The sequence below is a fragment of the Vreelandella sp. H-I2 genome, from assembly GCF_052959335.1.
This window is the reverse complement of the sequence record NZ_JBRAMC010000001.1, coordinates 288,608-302,214: the sequence shown is the minus strand read 5'-3', so window position 1 is coordinate 302,214 and position 13,607 is coordinate 288,608. Positions and strand designations below refer to the sequence as shown.

Annotated in this window: 3 protein-coding genes; 2 read left to right on the top strand and 1 reads right to left on the bottom strand. The window is 57.3% G+C overall.

Annotation, left to right across the window (positions count from 1 at the left end):
• Positions 1 to 36: 36 nt before the first annotated feature.
• Positions 37 to 1,248 carry a DcaP family trimeric outer membrane transporter gene (locus ACUVOF_RS01480; protein ID WP_447042674.1) on the top strand — a complete coding sequence of 404 codons (1,212 nt, stop codon included), beginning with the start codon at positions 37 to 39 and terminating at the stop codon, positions 1,246 to 1,248.
• Between the two features lie 353 nt (positions 1,249 to 1,601).
• Here the strand turns inward: ACUVOF_RS01480 and ACUVOF_RS01475 are convergent, their stop codons facing one another.
• On the bottom strand, positions 1,602 to 1,739 hold the full coding sequence (locus ACUVOF_RS01475) for an integrase core domain-containing protein (RefSeq protein WP_447043216.1): 138 nt from the start codon (positions 1,737 to 1,739) through the stop codon (positions 1,602 to 1,604).
• Positions 1,740 to 2,133: 394 nt separating this feature from the next.
• Here ACUVOF_RS01475 and ACUVOF_RS01470 point away from each other — a divergent pair, with 394 nt between their 5' ends.
• Positions 2,134 to 13,548 carry an autotransporter-associated beta strand repeat-containing protein gene (locus ACUVOF_RS01470; protein WP_447042673.1) on the top strand — a complete coding sequence of 3,805 codons (11,415 nt, stop codon included), beginning with the start codon at positions 2,134 to 2,136 and terminating at the stop codon, positions 13,546 to 13,548.
• The last annotated feature ends 59 nt before the right edge of the window (positions 13,549 to 13,607 follow it).

Genomic DNA, 13,607 nt, shown 5'->3' with positions numbered 1-13,607 from the left:
TGAAAATAAAAGTATTAAAAATATAGAGATAAAGATATGAATAAGTTTTTGTTGTGGCGCAGAGTACTTCTTTTCTTGGTATATTCTTTTCTATTCGTTACTCCTTCTGTATTTGCAATTGATTATGATGTGAATGGAACCAACGTTTCTTTATACGGTTACGCTAAGCTTGATGTGATGTATGACAGTGGCGAAGTTAAGGCCGGAAATAGCAATGGTATGGGCGATAGTGTGAACTTCTCTAAAATTGCTGTGGATGGCCAACCAAGCACAAGTGGGCATTCGAATCTGCATGCGAATGAGTCACGCCTAGGTATCCGCACTACAACACCAACAGAGAAAGGTGACTTGATTACCAATATCGAGGGCGATTTTTTCTTCGGTAATCTCCGGCTGCGCCAGGCCTATGGCTCATGGAACGGTATTACGGCAGGGCAAACGTGGAGCAATTTTCACACCTTTCTCAGCACCACTCCTACGCTTGATTTTACTGGCCCCGCAGGTCGCGATGCATTCCTTCGACAAGCACAGTTGAGGTATTCAGTAGGTAATTTTCATGTTGCTATTGAGGATCCGAGTGGTGCCATGTCTGGCAACTCTTTTGACGGAGGCTACGATGCAGTAACCGGTGGTAGATCCATTGCTGGTACTGATGTTGATCGTAAAGATGGCTTGCCAGACATTACGCTTCGGTACGAATCATTGGCTGGTGCATTACGTTGGGCATCAGCTGCCATGATTCGAGAAGTGGCCTTTGACGATGGTGCAGCAAAAGACTCAAAAATCGGGTGGGGAGCTTTTGTCGCAGCTAGTTACGCGCTTACGTCAAATACGACGTTGCGTGGTCAGATTACCGGCGGTGAGGGCATTGGGGCTTACATGAAAGTAAACCCCGCACCCTCAGCTTATCGAGCAGGCAACGAGCTAGAAACCATCTTTGCATGGGGGGGAACGATTGGCATTAGCCATGATATAGGCCCCGGTGCTTTTAACGTTTCATACTCACTTGTTAATGCAGATTGGGATGATGCCGAGCGCGATGGCGTGTCTCTTGTTAATACTGGTAGTTCAAATGAGTTCATAAGCGCTTATGATGAAGAGCGTGAGCTTGTGCATATTAATTACCAATGGAACCCTGGTCATAACATAACCTACGGAATTGAGTTGGCTCATGCTGCACGGCATACTGTGGATGGCCGTAGTGGAAGTATTGATCGCCTACAAGGAAGTGTTATCTATCGGTTTTAACCTGCGGTTTAGGTCTGAGTGAGCAGTTATATTTAATTATATAGCTATGGCTAGTTGAGTTTAAACTATTACGGATAATGAACTGAACCTGGCTGCATCGTAAGGTTGTTTTTAGCGTTAGCACTTTTGCTAACGCTTTTTTTTAGCTAAATGGGCTAGAAAAATCTTTAAAAAGGAGCACTGCGTTGATATAAATATCTAACATCTACGCCAAAAGAATACACCAGCGTCGACGACGTCACCCTATCTTCAGTAGTAGCCGGGTTTAGAGGCCGAAGTGATGTTATCGTGTTTTACCACTAACTGCTCGGCATAGGCAGAGTGCTTTAATCCTCCCGCCCCTTCTTTAGTTTTTACTCGTTGTATTCCAGCCGCTGCGCTTCGATGACGATTCTGGCGCGATGCAGGCTGGTGAACCATTGCTTATTCAGAAGCCCATCTCGAAAACGTCCATTGAACGATTCGATGTAGGCGCTTTGATAGTTTTGCAGGTTCGATTAAAACAGTGCAATACCCCTTAGATGAGCCCAAAACAGCATGGCGCGCGCAGAAATCCTTCCCATACGAATTGCGCTAGGTAGGCCACTTTATAAAGCCAAATGACCCCAATCGCGGGGAGACATCGCATTAATGCCACTGCCGAAAACTGGGGTTCAGCGAGACACCGAGTGGTTAAGTGGCAAATCTAAATTAGATACAATAAGATCTAAGTAAGCCTAATACTGTATTACTAGAAGTCTATCACCAATTCAGCAAGGTGCAGACTCCTTCAGCAGCATCAGGCATAAGTCTCTAACGAAAACTATAAATGCGTCTCTTTAGAATGCTGCTTCAGCGTTCCCAAGAACAAACCCACTAGGACAGACGCAGTAAAGGACAACTCTGATGCAGTTATCACCTTTTCTTCGTGCCGCTCCCAGAAAGAATGTTTACGGCAACGGCAACGGCAACGGCAACGATAACGATAACGATAACGATAAGGTAGCTTGGCGGCGCTTCTGTCGCGGAGGGCGGCTGACGAAATGGAAAGGGCGAGCGGCAAGCTGCGCACCCGGGCTGTTCTGTATCCCAGTTCGTGCGCCTGAAGTGGCAGCAGTAGTGGCTCTCGCCACTCTAGCCTCGTCGGCGTCGGCCGAAGATCGTTATTGGGACGTGAACGGTACGGCTCCTGGATACGGAGGGACCGGCACCTGGAGCACGGGCACCGGCAATCTTGCATGGAGTCCTAACGACGACGGAGTCAGCGGCCCCTACACTTTCTGGGACAACGCGGCGGGCGATACGGCGATTTTGGGGGGAACATCCGGCACCATCACCCTAGGCAACGATATTGCTGCGGAAGGCCTGAGCTTTCAGACGTCGGGCTATGTGGTGACCGACGGCACTCTAACCCTTGTTGGCAGTTCCACAGTCGACGTGGCAACGGGGCAGGGTGAAATTCAGTCGGTTCTTGCCGGCAATAATGGCCTGTCGAAATCTGGAGACGGGACGCTTTTTCTCAACGGGGCCAACACGCTTTCGGGAAGTATCAATATCGGTGCCGGGTCCCTGCTGGTGAACAATGATGCGGCACTGGGGGATGCGGGTAACGGGGTCGCGATGGCTGGCGGGACGACATTGCAGAGTATCGACAATCTTTCCGCGTCGCGTAACGTCACGCTCGGGGACGGATTGGTAACCATCCAGGACGGTGCCGGGTCCGCCATGTTTTCCGGGGCTGGGGATTTGCGGGCCCGGCAGACCAGCCTGACCAACGACGCCAACGACTTCACCGGTCAGGTGTTCTTCGTCGGGGGCGGCAGTTTCACCTCGATTGGCGACCTAGGCGTTCAAAGCGCGCTTGGTGCCGCTAATACGATCGCAAACGGCACTGTCGTCGTATCCGCCGCTGGCGGAAGCGCGGGTGTTGCCAGCTACATCGGGGGTGGTGCCTCGTCGAACCGCAACTGGGAACTGCGCCCGGGCGGTCAGGGTGCCGGGATTCTGCGTAATAACGGTAGCGGTACCCTTAGCCTGAGTGGCGATATCGCCGGCACTGGCACCGGTACCGCGCTTATGCGTTTTCAGGCAAATAGCGGGGATCTTGACCTATCGGGCGTCATCAGCAGTTCAAACGACCGGAGCGTCTATTTCGAGGGCACAGACACGGACCGCACCATCATTCTGTCGGGCGTGAACACCTTCTCTGGCGGCGTGGCGATCAGAGATGTGACAGTCGAGGCCGACAAGCTTTCGAACACGGGCCAGAACAGCGCGCTCGGGACCGGCGCGGATGGTGATCTTTCGATCACCAATGGCAACTTGGTCTATACCGGAAGCGGTGACAGCAGTGATCGAGCGGTCGCACTCTCGGGAACAGTTGGCCTGAGCAATGCAGGTAGCGGCGGACTGGATCTGGCCGGAGATATGACCTTTACCGGTGGTGGCAACCAACTGACCCTGGGCGGCAGTTATGCTGGTATGAACATGCTCTCGGGCTCGATCGAAGGTACCGGCGACCTCGTAATGGATGGCGCCGCAGGCTCGACCTGGATCCTGCAGGCCTCTAACAATTTCACTGGTGCCACGACAATCGAGGGCGGCACGCTCCGCCTTGAGCATGCTGAAGCGCTTGGGTTGAGGTCCCAAGATCTTACGGTAAACGGTGGCACGCTGAACCTGAGCGGTGTGTCGACAACGGTGAGTGCCCTTTCAGGGGCCGGCGGAAGCATCTCGTTGAGCGGCGTCTCTGCGTTGACCGTGGACAGTGATAGTTCGACGACCTTCGCGGGCGATTTCAACGGCTCCGGCGATCTGGTGAAGACCGGGACCGGGACGCTGACCCTGACCGGCGAGAGCACGACAACCGGGGACACGGTGGTAAACGGAGGAAATCTGGCGCTCGATTTTGCTGATGCGGCGGCCCCTCAAAACGATATCGCGTCTTCCGCCTCAACGCTGGTCATGCGCGGTGGCGGCTTGCAGGTCAGTGGCGCAGATGGCGAAACCAACAACCAGCGTTTCGCGGATACCCAAATCGCGGCGGGTAGCAACCGGATCCAGGTTTCTTCCGGCACTGGCGGCGCTGCCAATCTCGATCTTGGCAATATCATCCATTCCGGCGGTCTGATCGACTTCGCCTTACCCAGCACCGGCTCGATCCTCACAAGTACCACCGCCCTGGGCGGGTGGGCCACGGTGAACGGAACCGACTATGCCCAGGTTTCGGGTGGCGAAATCGTGGCAAGGACCGTCTACGCTAACAAAGACGACGCCGGAACCTGGGTCGATGGCGACGTCGTGTCCGATGAAGGCGGCGTGCCTGGAACCGAATATTTCGGGACTGTTTCGACCGACACCGATCTGGGTGGGCTGAAATACACTGTCGCCAATACCAGTACCGTAACGATCGACAATTCGGCGACCCTTGGCGTCGACGGCACGATCATCGTCGCGGATACGACCGGTACGACCCATCACTGGATTACCGGCGGGTCGCTGACCGGCCCCGCAGGCGGCGGGTCGCTTGGCGTTCTTCACAACGGCGCCGGCAACTTCGTCATCCAATCCGACATCACCGATAACAGTGGCGCCGTCGGATTCACCAAGGCCGGTACTGGCGAAGTGCGGCTTACGGGGGATAATACATACACCGGCGCAACGGTTCTGAGCGGTGGGACGCTGCGTATCCAATATGTCGCTGATGCAGGCCAAGCCAGCAGCATCGGGGCGGCGTCGGCGGATGCCACGAACCTCGTACTGGAAAGCGGCAAGTTGATCTACGACGGCAGCGATTCCAGCTCAGATCGCGGCTTTACGCTTGTTAATGGGGGGGCAGAGCGCACGATTCAGGTCAATGGCTCTACCCAGCTCGAATTCTCGGGGCTGGTGACAGGCGCCGAAGATGCCAGCCTGACAAAATACGGCAGCGGGACGCTGGCACTGACCAACGCGGCCAATGACTATACCGGCCAGACCTTGATCACCAGCGGCACGCTTTCGGTCGGCACGCTTGCGGATGGTGGGCAGGCCAGCGGCATCGGGGCTTCCAGTAGCGATGCCTCGAACCTGCAACTGCAAAGTGGCGGTATGCTGCAATATACAGGCGCCACGACGAGCAGCGATCGGGGCTTCCTACTGTCCCAGGGTAATGGCGGCTTCGATGTTAGTGATGCCGCAACCAACCTCACGCTGAGCGGTGTAGGAACTGGGCCGGGTACGCTGATCAAAGAGGGTGCGGGCACCCTGACACTGGCCGGAAAGAACCAGTACAGCACCGGTACGCAAATCAATGCTGGCACCCTGCGTGCTGGCACCTCCGAAGTCTTTGGTACAGCGGGCAGTTTTCTTGGGTACATGGAGATTGGCGCGGCGGGCACGCTGGATCTCAACGGGTTCGATAATGAGGTTGGCGGGCTGCGCGGTGCCGGAACAGTCCAACTGGCCGGTGCCGAGCTGAAAACTACCCGGGGCGGTACATTTACGGGCGCGATCACTGGCGACGGCGCCTTGACCATCGACAGCTGGGCACAGACGCTCAACGGCTGCGCCAGCGACTACACTGGTGTCACGACCGTCCGCAGCAACCTATCCGTTGACTGCATCGCGGATGGGGGTGAATCGAGCAGCATTGGTGCGTCCAGTAACGCCTCCTCTAATCTGGTTCTTGACGGTGGACGGCTAACCTATACTGGAGCAGATGCCACCACTGATCGCGGCATGACGTTGACTGGGGGCGCTGGCACGGTCGACGTCGCACAAGCAGACACGGACCTGGAGTTTTCGGGTGCCATCGTCGGTACCAATGGCTTGATCAAGGAGGGGGCTGGCACGCTGGTCCTGTCCGGGAACAATACGTTTAGCGGAAACACTTTAATTTACAACGGGACGTTGCGTGCGGAGTCGGAGAGCGCGCTTGGCTCAGGAACTGCGCGCATTTCGAATCTAGCGACGCTGGATCTGAACGGATACGACTCAACGGTTGCCGGATTTGAAGGCGCCGGCGATATTCATCTCGGTGATGCCACACTGACTACAAACAGCATCTGGTGGAATACCTTTTCCGGTACAATAAGCGGTACCGGTGGCATCACTAAAGAGCACGGCGGTTTTAGAGGGCAGGCCCTCAGTGGGTGCGACAACAGCTATACCGGCGTGACCCGCATGCAGAGTAATGGGCGGATCAGGGTGGATTGTCTGGCTGATGGTGGCCAGAACAGTGGCATCGGGGCCTCGTCTTCGGACGCCGCGAATCTCATCCTTGACAACGGCCTGCTGGAATACAACGGCAACGGTGGCACGACCGACCGGCTGTTCACATTGGGCTCTGGCGGCGGCGTGCTGCTCGCTAACGGAACTGGCCCCATCACGTTCACCAATACCGGCGCGATGGAATTCATCGGAACCAGTGCGAGTCGCATGCTGACCCTAGCGGGGACGAGCAGCGACGACAACAGTCTTGCCGCGCAGATCAACGACGCAGTCGGCGGTGTGACATCGTTCACCAAGAGTGGAGCCAGTACGTGGATTCTGCGCAACTCTAACAGCCTCTATTCTGGTGTGACGACCATCAGCGGCGGCGTTCTCGGCGTTGACAAGCTCTCTAACGGCGGTCAGGCCAGCAGCATCGGGGCTTCGTCGAACGACGCCTCCAATCTGTTGATCGGTAACAACTCAGTCCTGCGCTATACCGGCGCGGGCGATAGTACCGACCGGCTGTTCACGCTTTCCGAAGGGACGACCTCGATCGAGTCGTCGGGAACCGGCGCCATTCATTTCACTAATACTGATCCCATCTCCTATTCCGGTAGTGGTTCGCGCACCGTTGGGCTTGGCGGCACGAGCAACGGAATGAACACCCTAGGCGGCCAGATCACTGATGGTCCTGGCGGGGCCACTACGCTCGGCAAGAGCGGTTCCGGCACCTGGGTGCTGACCGGGAGCAACACCTATACTGGCAATACCGTGATCAACGATGGCAACTTGGTCGTCGGTGATGGCGGCACGACCGGGAATGCAGGTGCGGGCAATGTTATCGTCAACGCGCCTAGTTCGATCCTGTCCTTCAACCGTGGCGATGCCTTCTCCTTTGAGGGCGCGATCAGTGGACCGGGGACCATTGCTCAAATCGGACAGGGAACCACGCTCCTGACAGCCGTCAGCAACAACATCGGCGCGGCGCGGGTCGAGGCGGGCACGCTGCAGGTTGAGAACGAGTTGCTAACCGCCTCGGTCGATATGCAGGGCGACTCGGCGCTGGTCATTAATGGCACGGTCGGGGCCCCTGGTGGCGACGCCACGGTTCTGACCGGCGATATGGGGGGCAGTACCGTCACGATCAATCCGGGCGGCGTGCTACATGCCTCGGTTGGCCTAGGCGGTGGCAACGATCTCCTTGATGTCCAGGGCCGCATGGAGATCGCCATCGGCAGCACGGCGACACTGGGCGCGGGCGATGACGTTCTGCGGATCGCCGACGGCGCGGTGCTGGATAACGGCGCGGCAGCGCTGGGCTTCAGTGGTGGTGACGGCTCTGATCTTCTGGATATATCGAATTCTGGCGCTATGTCTCTGAGCGAGACGGATTTTGCAGATTTCGAAGCGCTATCCAAAGACCTGTCAGGGACCATGACCCTTTTGGGCGCGCACGACTACGTGGACGGCGTAACGGTTCGGGCCGGTGTTCTGCAGGTAGGTGATGATGCCCAGTGGGCCTCCCTTGCTGGTGATGTGATGAACGACGGTGAACTCGTGTTCAGCCAAGCGGCAGATACATCCCTCGCCGGCGACGTTTCCGGAATCGGGGCGGTCATGCAGTTCGGGAGCGGCAAGCTCATCTTGAACGGGACCAATTCGTACGATGGCGTGACGAATGTGGCATCCGGGTCGCTGTTCGTCATGGGCGACCAGAGCGACGCGACCGGTGCGACTACTGTCGCCAATGGCGCACTGCTGGGCGGTTCGGGCACCATCGGTGGCGATGTCGCGGTGCTGTCCGGTGCGACACTGGCCCCCGGTGCAGACGCGGCAAACACGGGAACCCTGAAAATCAATGGCGATCTTGAGCTGGCATCGGGCACGATGCTTGCTTTTAACTTCGGCCAGGCGGGGGTGGTCGGGGGGGCGTTTAACGATCACGTCGTGATCGGCGGCGATCTGACTCTCGATGGCAATCTCGATGTAACCGAAACACCCGGCGGAACTTTTGGGCCGGGCATCTACCGGCTGCTGAGTTACGGCGAGACGCTGACGGATAACGGACTAAACGTGGCCTCGCCCGACTATTCGGTGCAAACCTCCGTTGCTAATCAGGTCAATCTAGTGAGCTCCGATGGACTCGCGCTGAGCTACTGGGACGGAGATGTGGGCCCGCACGCGAACGAGCAGATCGACGGCGGTGACGGGACATGGCTGGCCGCGACCGGCCGCAACTGGACCGATGAGACGGGCCTGTACAGTGCTGGTTTCGACAATGGCAGTTTCGCGATCTTCGCAGGTAACGCGGGAACCGTCACTGTGGACAACACTGGTGGCGCGGTCATGATCGCGGGTATGCAGGTGGCGACCGATGGCTACCGGTTTGAGGGCGACGAGATCTCCCTGAACAGCGCAGCAAATATCCGTGTTGGCGATGGATCGGCGGCTGGTGCGGATTATAGCGCGACCATCGCGGCTAACCTGGCCGGTATGGGCGAACTCGTGAAGACGGACCTCGGGACACTAGTTTTGGATGGTGCGAACACCTACACAGGTGGTACGACGATTAACGGCGGGACGGTACAGATTTCCAGAGATGAAAATCTGGGGGCCGGTGGTACTGGCGTGGAAGTTGAGGATGCGACTCTTCGAAACACGGGAGCGATCTCGACAGCACGCGGCATGGTGCTGAAGGGGACGGAGGCTACATTCGACGCACAGGCCGATCTTTTCCTTACGGGCACCGTTTCGGGGGTGGCCACCCTTCGGAAGAGGGGGGCTGGAACGCTGACTTTGAGCAGCACTAATAGCTATAGCGGTGGAACCGAGATTGGCGATGGTGTGGTGTCTGTTGCGCAGGACGCGAACCTCGGGGCCGCCGGAACCAGTGTGTCGCTAGATGGCTCGACCCTACGCGCAACGGGTGCATTCAGCTCTGGCCGCGTGGTTTCGCTGGGCGCTGGCGGCGGAACGCTGGATACGCAGGCGGATCTGTTCCTGACATCGGCCCTTGAAGGGGCAGGCGCGCTGACGAAGACCGGCACGGGCGATCTGACGCTGTTAGCCGATAGTGCACATATTGGTGGCACAGCAATTCAGGGAGGCAGGCTGCAACTGGGCGCCGGCGGAACTGGCGGGATGGTTTCCGGCGATGTTTTGAATGACGGTGTGCTAGCGTTCAACCGCTCCGATGACTTGGTATTCGCTGGGCTGGTTTCGGGCGCGGGTGCGTTAGAGCAATCCGGCGCCGGCGCCGTGGTTCTAACGGCAGATAACGACTATGGCGGTGCGACAGATGTTCTGGGCGGACAGCTCTTCGTCAACGGCGATCAATCTTCGGCGACCGGTACCACTACCGTATTCGGCGGCGCTACGTTGGGCGGCATGGGAACGACCGGCGGCGACGTATTGGTGGACAGCGGCGGTTCGCTGGCGCCCGGTGGCATGTCTGACCAGCCAGGGACGCTGCATATCGGTGGTGACTTGCGCCTTGATCCGTTAGCGAGCCTCTCATACAGCTTCGGCCAGGCCGGTGTCGTGGGCGGTGCCTATAACGATCACACGGTGGTTGCGGGTGATCTTGTCCTCGACGGTGACATCCAGGTGGTTCGGTCGTCTGGTGGTGATTTCGGTCCGGGGATCTACCGCGTGGTCAGCTATGATGGGGCGCTAACTGACAATGGTCTAACAACCTCCTCCCCGGATCACCATGTCCAGAGCAGTATTGCGAGCCAGATCAACCTAGTCAGCACAGGCGGGCTGCAACTGCGATACTGGGATGGCTCGGTTGTGCCCGAGCGCGACAACAGTGCGATTGATGGCGGCGATGGTGTATGGCGGCTTGTTGGCGATCCGAACTGGAGCGAATCGACTGGAGATCTCAACGGTCAGTACTATAACGGTTCCTTCGCCGTCTTCGCCGGTCGTGCCGGTGATGTCGAGACGAATGATGACTCGGGCGAAATTCATGCCGCGGGGCTACAGTTTGCGACGGATGGCTATACCATTCGGGGCGATGGCCTAACCCTTGATGGCACGGAGGCGGTCATCCGGGTCGGCGATGGCACGCTTGAGGGAGCGGAATTCACAGCGACACTCAATGCCGGTCTTGGCGGTGACGCTACGCTAGTCAAAACCGATCTCGGCTCGCTGATTCTTGGTGGCAATAACAGCTATAGCGGTGGAACGACGATCAATGGCGGCACACTGTCAGTGTCGTCGGATGCCAATCTGGGGGCCTCTGATGGTGGTGTTCTTCTGAACGGTGCCACTCTGCGGACAACGGCGAATATGGAAACCAGACGGACGACGACCCTAGCCGGCCTTGGCGGCACGATCACGGTGGAGGCGAACCTGCACCACGCTGGGATGATTTCCGGTGACGGTGATCTCGTGAAGGCGGGTGCAGGAACGTTGTTCCTGTCCGCTGACAACAGCTATGGCGGCGCGACGAATGTCAGTGACGGCACGTTGATTATCAACGGTGACCAGACGACGGTAACCGGTGAGACGCTCATCCAGAATGGCGCGACCATTGGCGGTGTCGGAACAATTGGTGGGGATCTCGCACTTCTTGGCGGAGCCACATTAGCACCGGGCGCCGCAATGGGCGAGGCCGGAACGCTGACGGTTGAGGGTGACCTGACAATGGCCCAGGGGGCGCGACTGACCTATGACCTGGGAGCCGCCAATACTGTCGGCGGTTCGCTAAATGACTTGACACACGTCAAGGGCGATCTGACTTTGGATGGAACGATCGATGTCACCGAGACGGATGGCGGCGTGTTCGGGCCGGGCATTTATCGGCTTTTCAACTACGCTGGTGGGCTGACGAATAACGGCCTAACGCTGGGAGCTCTTCCCGCGTCCGATGTTCGCGTGCAGACGGCTATTGACAATCAAGTAAACCTGGTCGTGTCGGATGGTATAGCGTTCAACTTCTGGGATGGTTCTACTCCGGGTTTCGACGGCTCCATCGGAGGCGGGAGCGGCGTCTGGCATATGGCGCCTGGAGAAGAAAGCTGGACCGATAGTGACGGAGCTCTGAATGCCGGTTTTTCGAACGGGGCCTTCGCTGTCTTCGGCGGCGAGAAGGGAGTCGTCAGCGTCAGCAATGACTATGGCCAGGTCGAAGTGGCCGGTATGCAGTTCCTGACGGATGGCTACGTGATTGACGGCGACAGCCTGAGTTTGGCGGGTATGTCTCCGGCAGTGATCCGTGTGGGGGATGCGACCGAGGACGGTGCCAACATCACTGCGACCATCGCGGCGGTTCTTAAGGGGAGCATAGGGCTAGTAAAATCTGACCTTGGCACGCTGATCCTGACGGGTAACAACACCTACTCCGGTGACACGGCGATTAACAACGGAATCTTGTCGATTTCCTCGGATGAAAATCTCGGTGCGGCCGATGGCAGCCTGAGCCTTGAAGGCGGCACCCTGAAAACTACCTCCAGTTTTGCCACGGACAGGCAGCTTGTGGTGGCCAGCAACGGTGGTATCTTAACTGATGGTGAAACCTCTCTCGACTGGGGAGGGGTGTTCACCGGCTCGGGAGAGCTATCGAAGCTGGGTGATGGTACGCTGAAAATCTCGGGCGCCAACAACGACTTCTCGGGCACATTTGGCATCACCGGCGGCACGGTCAACGTTGCAACGAACCTGTGTGGGACGACCGTGGTCGAGAGTGGTGGGCGCCTAGGGGGTAACGGAACCGTCTGTGAGCTTCACAATGAGGAGGGCGGCATCGTCGCGCCAGGCGAAAGCATTGGTACGTTAACCGTGACGGGCGACTATGAAGGGTCGGGTGGGACGCTTGAAATTGAAGCAGAGCTCGGTGAGGACGGAAGTCCTGCCGACCGACTGATCGTTGGCGGCGACACCTCGGGTATGACCAAGGTGCATGTTATTACGCTTGATGATACCGGCGCGCAAACCGATGACGGCATCAACATCGTCGAGGTTGGCGGCAAGTCGGAAGGCACGTTTGAGTTGCTGGGTGACTACGTGTTTGAAGGACAACCAGCTGTGGTTGGCGGTGCCTATGCCTATCGGCTCTACAAGGGCGGCGTGTCCTCCCCAACTGATGGCAATTGGTATCTTCGGTCCGCTCTGCTGGATGGTGCCGATTCTGGACGCCCTCTCTACCAACCGGGCGTTCCAATCTACGAAAGCTACGCAGCGACCTTGCAGCAGTTCAATCGTTTCAACACGTTGCAACAGCGTGTCGGTAACCGTATGTGGGGGGCGCCCCAGGTCGGGACTTCAGACGCCACTCCTTTGGATGGTGATGGCATGTGGGTACGCATCGAGGCAACGCAGTCTGACCTTGATCCTAAGGCGTCTACCAGCCAGGCGGTTGGCGATATCGATACTTGGAAAATTCAGGCAGGTGTCGATGGGGTGGTTGGGAAATATGAAGCTGGCCAGTTCGTGGGTGGAGTATTCGCCCAATACGGCACGATCTCATCTAGCATCGCCTCACCATACGGTTACGGAAGCATCGATTCGACCGTCTATGGCCTGGGTACGACCCTTACCTGGTATGGCGACAACGGCTTCTACGCGGACGGGCAGGCACAGCTGACATGGTCTGACAGCGATCTTCGATCTTCGACAGCAGGAATCGAGCTGGCCGAAGGTAACGGCGGAGACAGTTATGGCCTTAGCATTGAGGCAGGCCAACGGATCGAGGTCAGTGAGAACTGGTCATTGACTCCACAGCTGCAACTTACCTATAACTCGGTTCGTTTCGATGACTTCGAGGATAAATTCGGAGCAGATGTCTCGTTAGATAGTAGCGAAAGTCTCACCAGCCGAATTGGCGTCGCTGCCAATTACGATGTCAAATGGCAGGGTGAAAATGGCAGTACGAACCGGGTCAATGTCTATGGCATATCGGATCTACTTTATGAATCCGATGGGACGTCAGATATTAAGGTGTCGGACGTCACGTTTTCTCAAGCAAGCGACTCTCTCCATGGCAGCATCGGCATGGGTGGCGCAATAAGCTGGGATGACGATAAGTACTCAATCTATGGTGAGGCTCGTGTGAACACTAGTATGGAGAACTTCGGAGACAGCAATATGATAAGCGGCACATTCGGAGTACGGATGCGCTGGTGAACTTAATTATATCCGCCATCGTGCTACTACGAAGCTCTGTGATGGAACCGCAAGTCACG